Genomic DNA, 16,877 nt, shown 5'->3' with positions numbered 1-16,877 from the left:
CCTTTCAACCTTTATTTTCGGGCCTTTTTTGGGCACGAGAGTCCTAAATGAGTCTTGCACACCGTGTAAACGCTGAGGTTCGGACGTACGGCGTTTAGAATTTTTTACATGAGAGTTGTTAATTAAAATCAACAAGGCTAAGCTCCGGAAAAGCTCGTTCAAGTGTGAAACTTCGAGGTGATAAAAATGGCATTCAAGCCATTGATCGGCGTTACTGCGTGCGTCAAACAGATTGGCCTGCACCCCTACCACATCAGCGGCGACAAGTACTTGCGTGCTGTCAGCGTCGCGGCTTTGGGGCTGCCTGTGGTCATTCCTTCCTTAGGCGAACTGACTGAAATCGAGGATGTGCTCGCACATCTCGACGGTCTGTTGCTGACCGGCTCGCCCTCGAATGTGGAGCCTTTCCACTATCAAGGCCCGGCCAGCGCTCCCGGCACGGATCACGATCCGGCGCGGGACGCCACAACCCTTCCTTTATTGCGTGCGGCCATTGCGGCTGGCGTGCCGGTGCTCGGCATCTGCCGGGGCTTCCAGGAAATGAACGTGGCGTTTGGTGGCAGCCTGCACCAGAAGGTCCACGAGGTGCCCGGCATGCTCGATCACCGCGAGGCGGACAGCCCGGAGCTGGCGGTGCAATACGCACCGGCGCATGCGGTCACCGTGCAACCGGGTGGCGTGTTCGAGGCGCTGGAGTTGCCGGCCGGGTTCATGGTCAATTCGATTCACAGCCAAGGCATCGACCGACTGGCGCCCGGCCTGCGTGCCGAAGCGATTGCGCCGGACGGTTTGATCGAGGCGATTTCGGTGGAGCACAGCCCGACCTTTGCCGTCGGCGTGCAGTGGCATCCGGAATGGCAGGTGCTGTCGAACCCGCCCTACCTGAGTATTTTCCAGGCGTTCGGCGATGCGTGCCGGCGACGGGCCGCGCTGCGTAAAAACCGCTGACTTAAAACATTGAACATCTATTTACTGCCCCCGCGAGCCAGTCGGGCGTGCCCTTGCGCGCCCGTCCCTCGCGACAGCAACACACTGCGATAACAACAAGTACTACCAGGCAGCCAGGACGGCGGCGCCGAATAAGCCCAGCCGGAACGGGTAACCCTGTAGGAGCCGAGCTTGCTCGCGATGGCGACCGAACATTCAACATTGATGTCGGCTGCCGGGGCCTCATCGCGAGCAAGCTCGGCTCCTACAGGGACCGTACCCGGCTCAGGCTAGCAATCCACTATTAAGTCAGGCCGCGTTGGCCCGACGACTGAAACCTGTTGGGAGTTTCACATGGCAAACGCCTCCAGCATTTACAGGAAGGCTCTTGAAGGTCACCAGGCACCGAAAAAGGTGTTGGTGAAAGTCGACCGCGTCACCAAGAAGTTCGACGAAACCATCGCAGTGGACGATGTTTCGCTGGAGATTCATCAAGGCGAAATCTTCGCCCTGCTCGGCGGCTCCGGCTCGGGTAAATCGACGCTGCTGCGCATGCTCGCCGGTTTCGAACGTCCCACCGAAGGCCGGATCATGCTTGACGGTGTCGACATCACCGACATGCCGCCGTACGAGCGGCCGATCAACATGATGTTCCAGTCCTACGCCTTGTTCCCGCACATGACCGTGGCCCAGAACATCGCCTTCGGCCTCAAGCAGGACCGTTTGCCCGCCAGCGAAATCGACGCCCGCGTTGAAGAAATGCTGCGACTGGTGCACATGACCCAGTACGCCAAGCGCAAACCGCATCAACTGTCCGGTGGTCAACGTCAGCGTGTGGCACTGGCGCGCTCGCTGGCCAAGCGACCGAAGCTGTTGCTGCTCGACGAGCCAATGGGCGCACTGGATAAAAAGCTGCGTTCGCAGATGCAACTTGAGCTGGTTGAAATCATCGAGCGCGTCGGCGTGACGTGCGTGATGGTGACCCACGACCAGGAAGAGGCCATGACCATGGCCGAGCGCATCGCGATCATGCACCTGGGCTGGATTGCGCAAATCGGCAGCCCGGTCGACATCTATGAAGCACCGGTCAGCCGCATGGTCTGCGAGTTCATCGGCAACGTGAACGCCTTCGATGGCACGGTTGTAGAAGACCTTGAAGGTCACGCGATCATTCACAGTCCGGACCTTGAAAACAAGATTTACGTTGGCCACGGCGTCAGCACCTCGGTGCAGGACAAGTCGATCACCTACGCCATCCGCCCGGAAAAAATGCTGGTCAGCACGATCAAGCCGGACACTCGCTACAACTGGTCGCAAGGCAAGGTCCACGACATCGCCTACCTCGGCGGTCACTCGGTGTTTTACGTGGAGCTGCCTGGCGGCAAGATCGTCCAGTCGTTCATGGCCAACGCCGAACGCCGTGGCGCGCGTCCGACCTGGGACGACAAGGTCTACGTGTGGTGGGAAGACGACAGCGGCGTGGTACTGCGCTCATGAGAACACTCAATCAGCGGTTTATGCGGCTGATGCCGAGTGGTCGAAAGCTCGTCATCGGGATTCCATTCTTGTGGCTGTGCCTGTTTTTCCTGTTGCCGTTCTTCCTGGTGATGAAGATCAGCTTCTCGGAAGCGGCGCTGGCCATTCCTCCTTACTCCGAGATCTACACCTACGCCGAACAGAAATTCCAGCTGTTCTTGAACGTTGGCAACTACCTGCTGCTGACCGACGATGAGCTGTACCTCTCGGCTTACCTCGGTTCGTTGAAGGTCGCGTTTTTCAGCACGCTGATGTGCCTGGTCCTCGGTTTCCCGATGGCCTACGCGATCACCAAGGCCAGCAAGGAAGCGCAAAACGTCCTGATGCTGCTGATCATGATGCCGACCTGGACAGCGATCCTGATCCGCGTTTATGCGTGGATGGGCATCCTCAGCAACAACGGTTTGCTCAACGCGTTTCTGATGTGGACCGGCCTGACGTCGCACCCGATCGAGATCCTCAACACCAACACCGCCGTCTACATCGGTGTGGTGTATGCGTATCTGCCGTTCATGATCCTGCCGCTGTACGCCAACCTGGTCAAACACGATCAGAGCTTGCTGGAAGCAGCGTCGGACCTGGGCTCGAGCACCTTCAACAGTTTCTGGAAAATCACCGTGCCGCTGGCCAAGAACGGCATCATCGCCGGTTGCATGCTGGTGTTCATTCCGGTGGTCGGTGAGTTCGTGATTCCGGAACTGCTGGGCGGCCCGGAAACCCTGATGATCGGTCGCGTGCTGTGGCAAGAGTTCTTCAACAACCGCGATTGGCCGGTGGCGTCTGCCCTGGCGGTGGTGATGTTGCTGATCCTGATTGTGCCGATTCTGCTGTTCAACCGTAGCCAGGCCAAAGAGATGGAGAGTCGGGGATGAAACGCTTCGGATTTTCAAAGTTCATGCTGATTTTCGGCCTGTCGTTTATCTACCTGCCGATGCTGATTCTGGTGATCTACTCGTTCAACGCCTCCAAACTGGTGACGGTGTGGGGTGGCTGGTCGTTCAAGTGGTACGCCGGTTTGCTGGACAACACGCAACTGATGGGCTCGGTGGTGCGCTCGCTGGAAATCGCCTGCTACACCGCGATTGCGGCGGTGGCGCTGGGCACGCTGGCGGCGTTTGTGCTGACCCGCGTGACCCGCTTCAAGGGCCGCACGCTGTTCGGCGGCCTGGTAACGGCGCCGCTGGTGATGCCGGAAGTGATCACCGGTCTGTCGTTGTTGCTGCTGTTCGTGGCCATGGCGCAGTTGATCGGTTGGCCGCAGGAACGCGGCATCGTCACCATCTGGATCGCGCACACCACGTTTTGTGCCGCTTATGTCGCGGTGGTAGTCTCCGCCCGCTTGCGCGAGCTGGACCTGTCCATCGAAGAAGCGGCCATGGACCTCGGTGCCAAGCCATTAAAGGTGTTTTTCCTGATCACCATTCCGATGATCGCGCCCTCGTTGGCAGCCGGCGGCATGATGTCGTTTGCCCTGTCGCTGGATGACCTGGTATTGGCGAGCTTCGTCTCCGGGCCGGGTTCGACGACCTTGCCGATGGAAGTGTTCTCGGCGGTACGTCTGGGCGTGAAACCCGAGATCAACGCCGTAGCCAGTTTGATCCTGTTGGCCGTCTCGATCGTGACTTTCATGGTCTGGTACTTCAGCCGCCGCGCCGAAGCCACCCGTAAGCGTGCGATCCAGGAAGCGATGGACCAGACCGCCAGCGAATCCTGGCAACAACCTGAAAAGCAAATGGCTGGAGCAGTGGCCTAAGGGTCTGCTGCACCCACACTTTGTAGCAGCTGGCGAAGCCTGCGTTCGGCTACGAAGTAGTCGTAAAACCTGTGAATTCAATCTTCCTGATAGAACCGCAGTGTCTGAACTCACGACTGCTTCGCAGCCGAACGCAGGCTTCGCCAGCTGCTACAAGGGGTGTGCCATGACTGCAACTGTTTTGCGTATTTGAATAAAAAAGAAATGGAGTTGTACCGATGAAAATGCTTGGCAGGACTCTGCTGACACTGTCCTTATTGGGCGCAATGGCTACCGGCGCCCAGGCCAATGACAAGGTACTGCGCGTCTACAACTGGTCGGACTACATCGCCCCGGACACCGTCAAGAAGTTCGAAGACGAGACTGGCATCCGCGTGACCTACGATGTGTTCGACAGCAATGAAACCCTTGAAGCACGCCTGCTCGCGGGCAAATCCGGCTACGACCTCGTCGTGCCGTCCAACAGTTTTCTGGCCAAGCAGATCAAGGCCGGGGTGTACCAGACGCTCGACAAATCGAAGCTGCCAAACTGGAAAAACCTCAACCCGGTGCTGCTGAAAAACGCCGCCGCCAGCGACCCCGACAACAGTCATGCCTTCCCGTACATGTGGGGCTCGATCGGTATCGGCTTCAACCCGGCCAAGGTCAAGGAAGTGCTCGGCGCCAACGCCCCGACCAACTCCTGGGACTTGCTGTTCAAACCGGAAAACGCTGAAAAACTGAAAGCCTGCGGCATCAGCTTCCTCGATTCGCCGACCGAGATGATCCCGGCCGCCCTGCACTACCTGGGTTACCCGGTGAACGATCAGGACAAGGCGCACATCGCGGAGGCCGAAGCGCTGTTCATGAAAATTCGCCCATCGGTGGCGTACTTCCATTCCTCGAAGTACATCTCGGACCTGGCCAACGGCAACATCTGCGTGGCCGTCGGTTACTCCGGCGACGTGCTGCAGGCCAAGGCCCGCGCCGAGGAAGCTGGCGACAAGGTGAAGATCAACTACAGCATCCCGAAAGAAGGCGCTGGCAGTTTCTACGACATGGTCGCCATGCCGCGTGATGCCGCCAACGTTGAGAACGCCTACCTGTTCATGAACTTCCTGATGCGTCCGGACGTGATTGCCGACATCACCAACAACATCGGCTACAGCAACGCCAACTCGGCCGCCACGCCGTTGGTGGATGAAGCGATCCGCAACGAACCGGGCTCCTATCCGCCGGAAGCGGTGATGGCGACACTGTATGCCATTCCCGACCAGCCGATTGCCATCCAGCGGATCATGACCCGTGGCTGGACCAAGGTGAAGCTCGGCAAATAATCGCTGAATTTGAGATAGCCATCGCGGGCAAGCCCGGCTCCCACAAGGTTCCGTGCTGGAACACAGATTTGTCTACGACGCCAACCCTGTGGGAGCCGGGCTTGCCCCGGGCTGCATTTCCACGCGGAGCGTGGGAACGATCATCAGCTTTACAGTTTTCCGTTCCCGCAGCGCCTTACCACCGCTGCACGCTATTGAAGCAGAACGGCCTCACCTGGCTTCCTCGGTTTAGGTGAATTCAGGCGCCCTCCTCGGGCGCCTTTTTTTATGCAGGAACGAGCGGCCATTCGGCCAACGCCCGATAACGCCCCTTATGCGATTCAAACAGCACGAATCGATCAGCACGCAGGAAAAATTCAGGCGCAGCGGCAGACTCGGGCACAGGCATCCGATAGTCGCGCATCAACGTCAAATGCGGGCGAAACTCCTTCGGCGCATCCTCAAACCCAAACGGCAACATTGCCTGCTCCAGCGCATAGACCAAGCGCAAAAGCTCAGGCGGCGCCTGCTCGGGTGCGAGCACCAACACCCCGGCCCTGCGCCAGACATCCAGTCGATCAAGCAGCAGCCGCAACGGCTCTCCCGGCACGCGCACCTTTGCGGCAGCTGTGCAGATCTCGCCGATCTGCGCCACACCGACCGCGCCCAAAAACAGCAGCGTCAGGTGAAAGTTGTCCGCCGGCACCGGGCGCCCGCTGCGCAGTTGCAGGGCGTTGCGCCACTGCGCGATGGCCCGGCGTTGCTCTGGCGGGCAGCTCAGCGCGAAAAACAGCCGCTTGAACGGTTCACGGAATTCGTCGCTCATGCCTGGCACCTCCTGACATGCACGTTATAGTTGAACCAACCGAAAACAACGGGAGGGGGCCATGCGGGAGATCATCAGCAAAGAGCCATGGTGGGCAATGCCGCCACAACCGGGGCAGGATGAATCCGAGCTGGAATGGGGCTGGCTGGTTCACTATAGCGAAGGTGAGCCGCGTTTCGAGTTCGTCAGGGAGCGGCCGACGGATAACGAGATCCGTAATCGCAAGAGTTGCCGGATCACCCCGAGCGCGGAGTGATCCGACGGTTCGCGTCAGGACTGATAGATGATGTTGAAGCCGCCGAAGATCATGCGCTGACCATCGAACGGCATTGAATTGACGTCCGGTTGCATGCGCGGGTCGGCCATCATTTTCTGCATGCCGGCATTGCGGGTCGACTTGTCTGGCCAGATGATCCAGGAAAACACCACGGTTTCGTCTTCCCTGAGTTTTACCGCCATCGGAAACGAGGTCACTTTGCCGTCCGGCACGTCGTCACCCCAACATTCAACAATGCTCAAGGCGCCGTTCTCCTTGAAAATCGCGCTGGTGATTTCGGCGTGCTTCTTGAATTGCTCGCGGTTGGCGGTCGGTACAGCAATCACACAGCCATCGACATAAGACATGGTCATTCTCCTGCGGGGGGTTGAGGGTCGATCTGCTGGTTAGTCGACTGGCTCGGAGTCCATTCGACAGTGGCCGGATCCTGGCCGACCGGCGGTTCGGCGCTCGCCGCCAAATTGCCCTCGACCTGCCCCGCTATGTACAAAGTCCCCGCCATCACGCCGGTCGTCGGATTTTTCACCAACTGCATCCAGGCCTTATCGAACGTGTTGCCCAGGCTGCTGCGAATCAGCGCTTCGCTGTCAGGACGGTCGGCGGCCTGAATCAGCGCGCGAATCCCGGCCACACCAACGGTAATCAACCCGCCCGCGAGTTTCCCGGCTGCTGCCGCCACGGCGCTGGCCGCACCGCGAGGGGCCATTTCGGCCTCCATGCGCTGACTGGCGCGCTTGGCCACGGGCGCCATGGCGGTGTCGGTCGAGCCCACGCCCTTGTCGCCACCCGCCTTGTGGATCTTGTCGATCAGCGCTGCATAGGCCGGCAAGCTGTCCAGCGGCGCCGTGTGTACGACTTGATACAGCGAGGCATTGCGCGCCGGCGGCGGCCCGAGGGCGATGGCGGGGATTTTCTGGATTCGGCCGTTGAGTTGGGCCATCGGTATGCCGTGACGCTGGGAGGTTTTCTGCAGCGCTTCCTGAAGAATATCGACGTAGAACGCGGTGGCCAGGCCGAGAATCGCATCGGGATCAATCTCCACCGCGACCGGCGCCAGTACGCGTTGTTGGTATTGTTCCAGCAAATAGCCCGCCAGGCGCTTGGCCGAGGCGTCCTGCTCGCCCTTGGCGCTGATGGTGTACCAGCTGACTTTCATCGACAGCCATTCCTGGGTCCAGTAACTGCTGAACCAGGGGATGAAGTTCTCTTCGGTGAGTTGGTAAACCCGTGTTCGCCAATAATCCATGGCGCCGCGCGCATAGATTCGGGTCTGCTCGGTGGCTGATTGCGACGCCACGACGATTTCGCGATCCACCTGTCGCCATGTGCTCTCGGACACCACCACAACCGGCGCCACCACCGGGGCACGCTCAGGCGTGGCGCATCCCGCCAACACCACCAATACGGCGACGATCAGCGAACGCAGGTTCAAGATCGCGGTTTCCTACAATCGCCCTTGGGCAGAATGCCCGGTACTCAGAGGCCTATTTATTTGAGTATAGGTGCCGGTGTTTGTTCGCTTTGGATCGAAGGCGGATTTGAGGGCCCCATCGCGAGCAAGCTCGGCTCCTACAGGTTCAGCGGTGCTCACAGATTTGTGGGAGCCGGGCTTGCCCGCGATGGGGCCCCAGAGAACACCATCATTGCCGTCGATATTCACCATCGCGACGAATGCCTTCCGCAATAAAACCGTCAGGCGCACGATCACCCCATCACAACGCAAACCCCGCATCGGAGGGGCACATCATGTTGATCCATCTCCTGACCTGCCTGACCCTGACGGCCGTTACGCTGACACTTTTTTCCCGTTTCATCCTGGACATCGGCCAGACCGAGGAGCAAGCATCATGATCCACTCCGTTACTTTGGCAGTGAGCTTCCCGGTGTTCGGCAGCAACTACTACGCACAGGAATCTGTGTCGCGCAAAGCGCTGTCATTAGTGTTCGACAAACACTACGAGGCGTTGCTGATACCGGCAGCAGCCAACCACTTCAGCAACGAAGTGGTCGGCCTCAACGATCAGTTCCGCTTTCTCAATGACGTGCTGGCTGAACATCTGCTGGAGATCGAACTGGCCCAGAGCACATCCCGCTCGTCGCGTCAGTTTACGTTCTAGGAAGACACGGGCCGGCGAACGGCCCTGACTTTGCCGCTGTTGCCACCGCCGCAGAAAAACCGCTCGCCACCATCCGATTCAAGCCCTGACACCCCCACGCCTGACGGCATTTCGATAGCCTCCAGGACTTTGCCGGTGATCGGGTCAATTCGCCGCAATTCACTTTCTTCCTCCTCCCAGGTGCCGTGCCACATTTGGCCGTCCACCCAGGTCACGCCGGTGACGAAACGGTTGGACTCGATGGTGCGCAGGATTTTCCCGGTCTCGGGGTCGATTTGATGGATCTTGCGCGCCCGGTACTGACCGACCCACAGCGTTCCTTCTGCCCAGGTCAATCCCGAGTCGGTACCGCCGCCGGGCGCCGGAATTGTCGCGAGCACGCGGCCGCTTTTTGGATCGATTTTGTTGATGTGTTCCCCGGCAATCTGGAACAAATGCTTGCCGTCGAAGGCGGTTCCCGCGTCTGCGGTTATGTCGAGCGAACGCAGCGGCTTGTCACTGTCCGGGTCAAAGACGTTGAGCTTGTCTCCGGAAGCGAACCAAACGTGCCGGCCGTCAAACGAGACGCCGTGCACGCTTTTTACGTCGGGAAAAGGTCCGTATTCGCGGATGATTTCAGCTGATGAACGTTTCATGGGTACATCCTCTTCACTGGGTGTGTGGAGTGGATCCTAATCACCCGGCAACAAAGCGGTGAGTAACAAAGTCGTCGCGAATCCCGGCATCGGTGGCGTCATCCAGCGACGCGCCTTGCCGCGACCGAACGCCTGCACTTTGCTGGCGACTGCCAGCGAATCAAGCGCCCGCTGCACGCTACGCTGACTGGTGCCAAGCGCCATCGCCAAGGCCGAACTCGACCACGATTCACCGTCTGCCAGAAAAGCCAGGAGCGCCGCGTGCTGCTCCTCGACCGGTCGCGCCAGCACCACGACGTCGGGCGCCACCAGTGCAAACCCGCGCTTCGTCGCAGTGACGTCGGCCAACGGTCGAAGCGCCGCCCGCAGCCGTCCGATCTCCACGCGCAAGCGCGCACGGTGGGATTCATCACTGAGTTTCAAGCGAAAGGCGTGGGCGATAAGCACTTCGCGGCTGACATCGGCCGGCCAGGCTTCAGCCAACACCCGTGCGAGGGCGAACAACACCGGGCGACTGCCCAGCGAGACGGACATGCCGGCGCCGCGCACCGTGTAGCGACACGCGTCGACCACCAGCGAGGTTGAAGCGAACAGCGTTTCGACTTCATCCAGCATCAGTGGTCGTGTTTCGCCACGGCTGATCAACCGGGCTGCGGGGGCGTTCATGACGTGAGCGGCGCTTTCGACTTCGCCCGTCAGTGCGGGGATAGCGGCTTCGGCGGCAAAGTGTTCAGCCCTTTGCAGCGCAGACCGGGCCTTTTTGATCTCCAGCCGACGCATCGCAATGCCGGCCACCACCAGTTCATGTGCGGCACGCAGGGCCGGCGGCAACGGCGCGGGGTCGAGACGGACGAGTAATTGCTCGACCTGATCGAGGTGCCCGATCAGCAACAACCGGCGGATCTCCAGATACCGCGCATGTGCCGCATTCACCCAATCCCCATGGGCTTCCAGCGTCGCCCGTGCCGCGTCGAGGGCCTTTACCGGCCAGCTCAAATCGCGCGCCGCCAGCGCAATTTCGGCCTCAGCCACCACGCACCGCGCCCGGGCCATGGGCTCTTTCGCACCAAATGCACGCGCCGCCCGTTTGACCAACGCCTTCGCCCGTTCCAGATCGCCGAGCTGGGCCATGGCGATGCCGCGCAGTGCCAGCGCCGGTGCATCATCGCGCAAGGCCACCCGGTTCAAAGCACCGAGCGGATCACCCGCTGCCAGCGCTCGGGCAGCAGCGGTGATTAACGAGTCCATTTGAATGGCGCCACGTTCGACACTCCCATCGTTCGATGTCCGCTGATCAGTCTATCTCACGAACCTCAAACAGCCCGTCACCCCACGAGCGTTATCGCGCGCGCTTGCCTTCTTGCACCCATTCACGCGGGCTGATGCCGGTTTTTCGGCGAAAGGCCCGGGCCAGGGCCGAGGGGCTTTCGTAGCCGACTTCATCGGCGATCAGTGCAATCGACTTACCTTGGCGCAAGCGCTTCTGCGCCAGGCTGATGCGCCAGCTCACCAGATAGTCGACCGGCGTCTGCCCGACCACCAGCCGAAAGTGTTCGGCAAAACTGGCGCGCGACATGTTGGCCACCGCCGATAATTGGGCGACGGTCCAAGGCTTTTCAGGCGCGTCATGCATCAAGTTCATGGCCCGCGCCAGCCGTGCATCCGCGAGGCCGGCCATCATGCCCGGACGCTGATCGCGACTGGACAACAGGTGGCGCAGCAACTGAATCACCAGCAATTCGAACAGTCGATCCATCATCGCTTCACGGCCGCAGGTGTCGCCGAACGCTTCGTTGAACAACCAGTCCAGCGTGCTGGCCATCGTCGGAACGCTGCCCAGTGGCAGTAGCAGATAGTCAGGCAACGCGGTCGCCAGGGCATTACCGGCGCCGCCGTCGAAATCCAGCGAAGCGCACACCAGTTGCGTGCCCGACGCTTCGCTGGCGAACAAGCGATGACGATAAGGTCGCGGGAAAAATATCAGCGTGGGCTCGGTCAGCAAACGGTCCGGTTCATCGGCCAACTTCAGCGTCAATTCGCCCGCCTGCAGCAGGTGGATGTGCCCCGTTGACTGCTCACCATCAAAGACCACGGCGTCGCAAAAACGCCCACTGAAGAAGCTCCCGGCGCTGACGCCGAAGTGGGTGAGCAAGGTGGACAAGCGATCCATGGAACGACTCCCGGGGGACAGGTTTGGACGATCTGTTGCATATCCTCTACGATTTGCACCCTAAACGCCACCGCCGTTGCATAGCATAGACCCCGTACCCAGCGCACACCGCGCTTGAATCGACGGAGCAACACCATGAGCCGCATCACCGCCCTGAGCCTCGAACACGCCACTGAAACCACCCGCACGCTGCTGGAAGGCGTGCAGAAAAAAATCGGCTTTTTGCCCAATGTCTTCAAAACCCTGGCCCATGCCCCTGCTGTATTGGCGGCCTACCTGCAACAAGGCGTGGCGCTGGGTAAAACATCCCTGAGTGCGACGGAAAAAGAAGCCATTTTCCTGGCCACCTCGCAGGTCAACGGCTGCGATTACTGCCTGGCGGCGCATACCTTGTTTGCCGGTAAAGCCGGACTGTCGGCGCAGGACATCCTCAGCGCCCGGCACGGCCAACTGAATGCCTTCGCCACGCTCGCCCAACAAATCACCGAAAGCCGTGGCCACCTGAGCCTCGAACAAATCGACGCAGCACGTACCGCCGGCATCAACGACGCCAAGATCATTGAAGTGATTGCCCATGTGGCCTCGCAGACGCTGACCAACTACCTCAACAACCTCGCCCTGACCGATATCGACTTCCCCGCCATCGAGGCTTGAACCCGGCGCTTGATTTCAGGAGTACTGACAATGAACAACGTGACGATCTACACCACCGACACCTGCCCCTATTGCCGTAACGCCAAGGCGCTGCTGAGCAGCAAAGGCGTCACCGCGCAGGAGATAAACGTTCAGGTTGATCCCGGCAAATTCCAGGAGATGCTCGACCGCAGCGGTCGTCGCAGCGTGCCGCAGATTTTCATCGGTGACACCCATGTCGGCGGTTTCGATGACCTGGCCAAACTGGATCGTCAGGGCGGTTTACTGTCGATGCTGGCCTGAAATGCACGACGCCCGGCGCGGCCTGAAATACAGGTCGTGCCGGTATTTTCTTAATTCTTCATAGGTTGTACGATGACCGACGAGTCACCCATTCCCATAACAACAAGGAAACACCTATGAAGAACGTCAAACTGCTGGTCGGTTTTTTATGCCTCTTCAGTGGCTACGTAGCGGCCGCCCCCGCCTCCGGCGAGAAAGAGGTCGCCAGCGCTGTCGACCATCTGACCCAAGCCATGTTGCACAAGAACATCACCGAGCTTAAAGCGCTGACCGCCGAGAACCTGACCTATGGGCATTCCAGCGGCAAGGTTCAGGACAAGACCGACTTCATCGCTGATATCGAAACGGGCAAAAGCGCGTTCAAAACCCTGGAAATGCAAAACCAGACCATCAGCGTCTCCGGCGATGTCGCGCTGGTGCGCAATCATTTCTCGGCGCAAGCCCTCAAAGGCACCGAAGTGGTCCCGACCGAAATCGAGAACTTCCAGATCTGGCAAAAGAAAAGCGGCCAATGGCTGCTGGTTGGCCGCCAGGCTTTCCGTATCTAAAACAAAAATCCCGCTCAAGGTCACTTGAGCGGGATTTTTTATTCACGCAGCGTTATCGAATCAAGCTACCGGGATCATCGGGTCCGCGGCTGCCAATGCGGTGACACGGTCAGCTGCCGGCGGGTAGATCCAGACCGTATTGATTTGAGTTTTGAGGTCTTTGGCTTCCTGCTTGACCAGTTTGACCTGACGATCCCAACCCTCGGTGTACACCGCGCCCCAGGCCCCCAGATCCAGGCAGGTGACGTACTTGGGCTGGCTGTACGGCGTCGGGTCCACCCCCAGGATTTGCGCCGCCACGTTATTCCCTGCGTGACGCCCCAGCGAGATCGCGTGCTGGCAGGTCATCAAGGCATGATTACCGATGTCATCACTGGCCGCGTACGCCACATCCCCCGTGGCAAAGATGTCGTCCTGGCCGATGACTTTCAGATGGCTGTCCACGTGCAGACGGCCCATGGCATCACGTTCGGCGGGGATTTGCTCAGTCAGCGAACTGGCTCGCACACCGGTGGTCCAGACCACGGTCTTGGCGTCGATGCGCTGGCCATCGGCCAAGGTCACACCCTTCTCGTCGACTGCAACGACCGACGATTTCAAACGCCATTTCACGCCCAGCTCAGTGCTTGCCTCAGCGATCTTATGGCTGATTTCAGCCCCCATCGAAGCACCGACCTTTTCGCCACGGTCGACGACGATCACCTCGATGTCCGCGGCCTCGCCGAGGATGGCCCGCAGACGCGCCGGCATTTCGGTCGCCGTTTCAATCCCGGTGAAACCGCCACCGGCCACCACGACCGTGTTGCGGCTTTTACTGGCAGGCAGGTTGACCAGGGATTTGAGGTGGTTTTCCAGACGCACGGCTTGTTCGATCTGATCCACATCAAAGGCATGTTCGGCCACACCCGGGGTGTCCGGCAGGGCCAGGCGGCTGCCGGTGGCCAGAACGAGTTTGTCGTAGCTGCACGTCTGCGCAGTGCCCGAAACATCGGTGTAACCGACACGTTTTTGCTGCACATCGATGGTCTCTGCGGAGCCCTTGATGAACTTCACACCCACGGCATCGAACAGCTCACCGATCGGTGCGGCGAGTTGATGAGCATTCGGTTCGTAGAAGCGCGGACGCACACGCAGCTCGGCCTGAGGCGCCAGTACCGTGAGCTCTACGCCGTCATGATCATGAAGGTCAAACAGGCGCGTGGCGCTCAACGCCGTCCACATGCCGCCGAAACCTGCGCCGATTACCAGAATGTGCTGTTTCATCGTTTTAACTCCGGGGAAGACCAAAGACTCTGCTCGTTGTTGAGCCGACAACGGCGACTATAGTGATCCGAGTTAAAACACGCAACGACCTTCCATCGATCGTTACCATCACCTGCCCTGATACCTCGACAATCCGGCCAACAGCTCTCATCCATCGACCGCCCAGGCTAATTAGGGGTGTCGACGGCTCGTTGCTTCCCTATCCGTCGACTGATAACATTGGCGACTCATTCAGTCGGAGATATCAATGTCTCTTTACAGCGCGGGCGTTGAATACGGCATTCATTGCCTGATTTTTCTGGTAGGCGATTACGGCGATAGCCGTGAGGCGAGCGTGCGCGACCTCGCCGAATTGCAAGGCGTGCCGCTGGATTACCTGGCCAAGATCTTCACCAAACTGGCCAAGGCCAAACTGGTCATCGCCACCGAAGGTGTGCGCGGCGGGTTCAAACTGGCGCGCCCGGCGGACGAAATCAGCGTGCTGGACATCGTCAACGCCATCGACGGCCAGAAGCGGATCTTCGATTGCCGCGAAATCCGTGGACGCTGCGCCCTGTTCGACGGCTCCCCACCGGAGTGGGCCCTGGACGGTAATTGCGCGGTGCACGCGGTCATGATGACCGCGCAAAAGCGCATGGAAGAAGCGCTCGCCCAGCAAACCATTCTCGATTTGGCCAGAAGGGTCGGGCGCAAAGCGCCTGCCGAATTCGGTGCCCAACTGAACAACTGGATGAATGATCGGCGGGAAAAGAAAACCGCCATCAGTGCACCGGTCGAGGATGAGCAAATCATTCCGACGACCGATGTTTCCGACTGACCAATCACCTATGGGCAAACCGGATTAGAGCGCTCTATGATTGAACCCCATGACGACCTCCGCTCCGATCCGCTCACCCTGCCCGCCCGGCGCCTGCACCTGCGGGCGTGACCCGCTGCTGGAAACACCGGGCGCGGACGTGCGCATCCTGTTTCTGACCCGCCAGGAAGAAAAACGCCTGCTCGATCGACTGGAAAACTTGCAGAGCCTGGCCGACCTCGAACGCCTGCAAAACCGCATGTACGAGCAACTGGGCATCCGCGTCGAGATCGTCCCCAGCTTCAACGAAGTACGCACCATGCGCGGCATCGGCATCACCCTCGGCGAACAGCCCGGGCTGTGCCGAAAAACCCGCCAGTCAATCCCGGCCGCGATTCGCCGAGGCCTGGAGAATCGCCCGGAAATCGCTTATGACATCCTCAACGCCAACGACCTGTTGCGTGATGCCTGAGGGCAGTAACGATGAATCTCGTGATGGAGTTCCCCGTCACCGACGACATACTGACGTCCTACGCCCTGGCCATCGGTGCTGATCTAACGGCGTACCGCAATCATATTTATCGGATGCTGAACTTCTATGTCGCGATCAGCGGCACTGATTCACTGCCATCGGAGGCGGTGCAGATTGCGGCGGCGTTTCATGACCTGGGCATCTGGACTGACGGGACCATCGACTACCTGGAACCGTCGGTCCAGCAGGCCATGGAGTACCTCGCCAGTCGGCAGTTGACGGACCTTGGCGACGAAGTGACGGCGCTTATCCTGGAACACCACAAAGTGCGGCCTTACCGCGCCGCCCATGCACTCAGCGTCGAGCCTTTCCGGCGAGCCGATGTGATCGATGTGTCCCTGGGGTTGATGACGTTCGGCCTGCCAAGGGCTTACATCAAAACGGTGAAGGCGACGTTTCCCAATCATGGCTTTCACAGGATGCTGATCAGGCTCACGGCGCGGCAGTTCCTGCGCTCCCCGCTCAAGCCATTGCCGATGTTTCGCTGGTAAAACCGCTCAATGGATCATGGCGTCGGCACCACGGTGTAGTAGACGCCGTTGGCACCATAGGCAGGGCGCACCCAAGAATTCCCGCACTGATAAAACGTGCCAGCTGGGCCGGCGATCAACCCGCAGCCGGAAGGAAGCGTGGCAAAGGTCGACCCCATGGGCAGCGTCTCGGGGGCAGTAGCGACCATTCCAGCGTTATAACCGGCGCTATAGGCATCATTATCGGCATTGTCTTCAACGACGCTGGCGACAGCCGCGCCCGACACCGCTCCTGCAGCGGCCACGGCTGCCGAGGCGTAGCCACAGTTGTAACAACCACTGCTGCCAATGACTGCCGTTGGCGGATGGTAATAGCCGGTTCCATAGGTGGCCGGATGGTATACCGAGGTGCCATAGCCGTCTGCGCGATAACCGGCGGCAGTGCCGCCATTTTCACCCTGGGCGCGCCACGAGCCATCGCTCCCCCAGGCCGTCCCGCCATTCTCGTCTCTGGCGCTCCAGTTACCATCGTTGCCCGATGCCGAGCCTCCTCGAAAACCCGACGCGTTCCAGCTGCCGTCACCGCCCGAAGCCGACCCGCCGCGATTAGTCTCTCCACTCCAGCTGCCATCTCCACCCGAGGCAGAGCCGAACGCGCCGGAGCGGTTCCAGTCTCCCCCGCCCCCCCACGAACGGCCGAAACTTCCGGCATGCGACCAGGCCGCCGCCTGGTTGCAGCTCAGTAGCGCAATCAACACCCCGGCAAGCGTCAAGATTGATCGACTCATGGCTCAGT

The 16,877-nt window shown here is 59.9% G+C and carries 21 protein-coding genes; 13 read left to right on the top strand and 8 right to left on the bottom strand.

Translation table 11 applies throughout. The annotated features are described in order from the left end of the window. Positions 1–186: 186 nt before the first annotated feature. The 5 genes from C7534_RS00405 to C7534_RS00385 all read left to right on the top strand — a co-directional run bounded on the left by C7534_RS00405 (position 187) and on the right by C7534_RS00385 (position 5,532). Positions 187–948: a gamma-glutamyl-gamma-aminobutyrate hydrolase family protein gene (locus C7534_RS00405; RefSeq protein ID WP_109784593.1), complete on the top strand. Its 762-nt coding sequence runs from the start codon at positions 187–189 to the stop codon at positions 946–948. A gap of 333 nt (positions 949–1,281) precedes the next feature. After that, positions 1,282–2,424, top strand: coding sequence for a polyamine ABC transporter ATP-binding protein (potA, locus tag C7534_RS00400; protein ID WP_046027706.1), 1,143 nt, complete (start codon positions 1,282–1,284; stop codon positions 2,422–2,424). 29 nt (positions 2,425–2,453) lie between these two features. Continuing rightward, positions 2,454–3,335 carry an ABC transporter permease subunit gene (locus C7534_RS00395; protein WP_175649006.1) on the top strand — a complete coding sequence of 294 codons (882 nt, stop codon included), beginning with the start codon at positions 2,454–2,456 and terminating at the stop codon, positions 3,333–3,335. Next, positions 3,332–4,216 (top strand): ABC transporter permease subunit, encoded by an 885-nt coding sequence (locus C7534_RS00390; RefSeq protein ID WP_109784591.1) that lies wholly within the window; start codon positions 3,332–3,334, stop codon positions 4,214–4,216. Before C7534_RS00395 ends, C7534_RS00390 begins: the two co-directional genes overlap by 4 nt. A gap of 218 nt (positions 4,217–4,434) precedes the next feature. Further along, on the top strand, positions 4,435–5,532 hold the full coding sequence (locus C7534_RS00385; protein WP_109784590.1) for a polyamine ABC transporter substrate-binding protein: 1,098 nt from the start codon (positions 4,435–4,437) through the stop codon (positions 5,530–5,532). Between the two features lie 265 nt (positions 5,533–5,797). Here C7534_RS00385 and thpR read toward each other — a convergent pair whose 3' ends face one another. Further along, entirely contained in the window at positions 5,798–6,337 is a 540-nt protein-coding gene (gene thpR / locus C7534_RS00380; RefSeq protein ID WP_109784589.1) for an RNA 2',3'-cyclic phosphodiesterase, read from the bottom strand. 61 nt (positions 6,338–6,398) lie between these two features. Between thpR and C7534_RS00375 the strand changes: the two genes are divergently transcribed. After that, positions 6,399–6,593 carry a hypothetical protein gene (locus C7534_RS00375; RefSeq protein WP_046027717.1) on the top strand — a complete coding sequence of 65 codons (195 nt, stop codon included), beginning with the start codon at positions 6,399–6,401 and terminating at the stop codon, positions 6,591–6,593. A 14-nt stretch (positions 6,594–6,607) separates the two neighbouring features. Here the strand turns inward: C7534_RS00375 and C7534_RS00370 are convergent, their stop codons facing one another. Together C7534_RS00370 and C7534_RS00365 are read right to left on the bottom strand one after the other, a co-directional pair. After that, entirely contained in the window at positions 6,608–6,961 is a 354-nt protein-coding gene (locus tag C7534_RS00370; protein ID WP_109784588.1) for a DUF1428 domain-containing protein, read from the bottom strand. Between the two features lie 2 nt (positions 6,962–6,963). Then, complete coding sequence (locus tag C7534_RS00365; protein WP_109784587.1) at positions 6,964–8,046, bottom strand: hypothetical protein; 1,083 nt, start codon at positions 8,044–8,046, stop codon at positions 6,964–6,966. A 415-nt stretch (positions 8,047–8,461) separates the two neighbouring features. Between C7534_RS00365 and C7534_RS00355 the strand changes: the two genes are divergently transcribed. Next, a complete protein-coding gene (locus C7534_RS00355; RefSeq protein ID WP_046027728.1) occupies positions 8,462–8,731 on the top strand; it encodes a hypothetical protein in 270 nt (89 codons plus the stop codon). Here C7534_RS00355 and C7534_RS00350 read toward each other — a convergent pair. From C7534_RS00350 to C7534_RS00340, 3 genes are all read right to left on the bottom strand, one after another. Then, positions 8,728–9,366, bottom strand: a complete 639-nt coding sequence (locus C7534_RS00350; RefSeq protein ID WP_109784586.1) for a Vgb family protein — start codon at positions 9,364–9,366, stop codon at positions 8,728–8,730. The genes C7534_RS00355 and C7534_RS00350 overlap by 4 nt on opposite strands. Before the next feature lie 36 nt (positions 9,367–9,402). Beyond that, positions 9,403–10,614, bottom strand: coding sequence for a hypothetical protein (locus C7534_RS00345; RefSeq protein WP_046027732.1), 1,212 nt, complete (start codon positions 10,612–10,614; stop codon positions 9,403–9,405). Positions 10,615–10,705: 91 nt separating this feature from the next. Then, on the bottom strand, positions 10,706–11,536 hold the full coding sequence (locus tag C7534_RS00340; RefSeq protein ID WP_046027733.1) for an AraC family transcriptional regulator: 831 nt from the start codon (positions 11,534–11,536) through the stop codon (positions 10,706–10,708). A gap of 135 nt (positions 11,537–11,671) precedes the next feature. On the opposite strand from C7534_RS00340, the gene C7534_RS00335 reads away from it, so the two are divergent. The 3 genes from C7534_RS00335 to C7534_RS00325 all read left to right on the top strand — a co-directional run bounded on the left by C7534_RS00335 (position 11,672) and on the right by C7534_RS00325 (position 13,020). After that, entirely contained in the window at positions 11,672–12,190 is a 519-nt protein-coding gene (locus C7534_RS00335; protein ID WP_109784585.1) for a carboxymuconolactone decarboxylase family protein, read from the top strand. Between the two features lie 30 nt (positions 12,191–12,220). After that, the gene (gene grxC, locus C7534_RS00330; protein WP_109784584.1) at positions 12,221–12,472 is read left to right on the top strand and encodes a glutaredoxin 3; all 252 of its coding nucleotides are present in this window, start codon (positions 12,221–12,223) and stop codon (positions 12,470–12,472) included. A gap of 116 nt (positions 12,473–12,588) precedes the next feature. After that, positions 12,589–13,020, top strand: coding sequence for a nuclear transport factor 2 family protein (locus C7534_RS00325; protein WP_109784583.1), 432 nt, complete (start codon positions 12,589–12,591; stop codon positions 13,018–13,020). Between the two features lie 60 nt (positions 13,021–13,080). Here C7534_RS00325 and C7534_RS00320 read toward each other — a convergent pair whose 3' ends face one another. After that, positions 13,081–14,283: an NAD(P)/FAD-dependent oxidoreductase gene (locus C7534_RS00320; RefSeq protein WP_109784582.1), complete on the bottom strand. Its 1,203-nt coding sequence runs from the start codon at positions 14,281–14,283 to the stop codon at positions 13,081–13,083. Positions 14,284–14,530: 247 nt separating this feature from the next. Between C7534_RS00320 and C7534_RS00315 the strand changes: the two genes are divergently transcribed. From C7534_RS00315 to C7534_RS00305, 3 genes are read left to right on the top strand one after another with little or no spacing between them, the layout of a single operon-like run. After that, the gene (locus C7534_RS00315) at positions 14,531–15,100 is read left to right on the top strand and encodes an RrF2 family transcriptional regulator (protein ID WP_109784581.1); all 570 of its coding nucleotides are present in this window, start codon (positions 14,531–14,533) and stop codon (positions 15,098–15,100) included. A 49-nt stretch (positions 15,101–15,149) separates the two neighbouring features. Further along, a complete protein-coding gene (locus tag C7534_RS00310) occupies positions 15,150–15,551 on the top strand; it encodes a hypothetical protein (RefSeq protein WP_046027739.1) in 402 nt (133 codons plus the stop codon). Positions 15,552–15,562: 11 nt separating this feature from the next. Further along, positions 15,563–16,102 (top strand): hypothetical protein, encoded by a 540-nt coding sequence (locus C7534_RS00305; protein ID WP_046027741.1) that lies wholly within the window; start codon positions 15,563–15,565, stop codon positions 16,100–16,102. A gap of 14 nt (positions 16,103–16,116) precedes the next feature. Here C7534_RS00305 and C7534_RS00300 read toward each other — a convergent pair whose 3' ends face one another. Continuing rightward, positions 16,117–16,869 carry a hypothetical protein gene (locus C7534_RS00300; protein WP_109784580.1) on the bottom strand — a complete coding sequence of 251 codons (753 nt, stop codon included), beginning with the start codon at positions 16,867–16,869 and terminating at the stop codon, positions 16,117–16,119. Between the last annotated feature and the right edge of the window lie 8 nt (positions 16,870–16,877).

The sequence above is a fragment of the Pseudomonas sp. OV226 genome (assembly GCF_003148705.1).
GTDB lineage: Bacteria > Pseudomonadota > Gammaproteobacteria > Pseudomonadales > Pseudomonadaceae > Aquipseudomonas.
The sequence above is the reverse complement of the archived record's forward strand: the minus strand, read 5'-3'. Positions and strand labels throughout refer to the sequence as shown.

Excerpts from the sequence above, each read along its gene's own strand:
- C7534_RS00405 (WP_109784593.1), top strand. The coding sequence starts at position 187 with ATGGCATTCAAGCCATTGATCGGCGTTACTGCGTGCGTCAAACAGATT.
- potA (WP_046027706.1), top strand. The coding sequence starts at position 1,282 with ATGGCAAACGCCTCCAGCATTTACAGGAAGGCTCTTGAAGGTCACCAG.
- C7534_RS00395 (WP_175649006.1), top strand. The coding sequence starts at position 2,454 with ATGCCGAGTGGTCGAAAGCTCGTCATCGGGATTCCATTCTTGTGGCTG.
- C7534_RS00390 (WP_109784591.1), top strand. The coding sequence starts at position 3,332 with ATGAAACGCTTCGGATTTTCAAAGTTCATGCTGATTTTCGGCCTGTCG.
- C7534_RS00385 (WP_109784590.1), top strand. The coding sequence starts at position 4,435 with ATGAAAATGCTTGGCAGGACTCTGCTGACACTGTCCTTATTGGGCGCA.
- thpR (WP_109784589.1), bottom strand. The coding sequence starts at position 6,337 with ATGAGCGACGAATTCCGTGAACCGTTCAAGCGGCTGTTTTTCGCGCTG.
- C7534_RS00375 (WP_046027717.1), top strand. The coding sequence starts at position 6,399 with ATGCGGGAGATCATCAGCAAAGAGCCATGGTGGGCAATGCCGCCACAA.
- C7534_RS00370 (WP_109784588.1), bottom strand. The coding sequence starts at position 6,961 with ATGTCTTATGTCGATGGCTGTGTGATTGCTGTACCGACCGCCAACCGC.
- C7534_RS00355 (WP_046027728.1), top strand. The coding sequence starts at position 8,462 with ATGATCCACTCCGTTACTTTGGCAGTGAGCTTCCCGGTGTTCGGCAGC.
- C7534_RS00350 (WP_109784586.1), bottom strand. The coding sequence starts at position 9,366 with ATGAAACGTTCATCAGCTGAAATCATCCGCGAATACGGACCTTTTCCC.
- C7534_RS00345 (WP_046027732.1), bottom strand. The coding sequence starts at position 10,614 with ATGGACTCGTTAATCACCGCTGCTGCCCGAGCGCTGGCAGCGGGTGAT.
- C7534_RS00340 (WP_046027733.1), bottom strand. The coding sequence starts at position 11,536 with ATGGATCGCTTGTCCACCTTGCTCACCCACTTCGGCGTCAGCGCCGGG.
- C7534_RS00335 (WP_109784585.1), top strand. The coding sequence starts at position 11,672 with ATGAGCCGCATCACCGCCCTGAGCCTCGAACACGCCACTGAAACCACC.
- grxC (WP_109784584.1), top strand. The coding sequence starts at position 12,221 with ATGAACAACGTGACGATCTACACCACCGACACCTGCCCCTATTGCCGT.
- C7534_RS00325 (WP_109784583.1), top strand. The coding sequence starts at position 12,589 with ATGAAGAACGTCAAACTGCTGGTCGGTTTTTTATGCCTCTTCAGTGGC.
- C7534_RS00320 (WP_109784582.1), bottom strand. The coding sequence starts at position 14,283 with ATGAAACAGCACATTCTGGTAATCGGCGCAGGTTTCGGCGGCATGTGG.
- C7534_RS00315 (WP_109784581.1), top strand. The coding sequence starts at position 14,531 with ATGTCTCTTTACAGCGCGGGCGTTGAATACGGCATTCATTGCCTGATT.
- C7534_RS00310 (WP_046027739.1), top strand. The coding sequence starts at position 15,150 with ATGACGACCTCCGCTCCGATCCGCTCACCCTGCCCGCCCGGCGCCTGC.
- C7534_RS00305 (WP_046027741.1), top strand. The coding sequence starts at position 15,563 with ATGAATCTCGTGATGGAGTTCCCCGTCACCGACGACATACTGACGTCC.
- C7534_RS00300 (WP_109784580.1), bottom strand. The coding sequence starts at position 16,869 with ATGAGTCGATCAATCTTGACGCTTGCCGGGGTGTTGATTGCGCTACTG.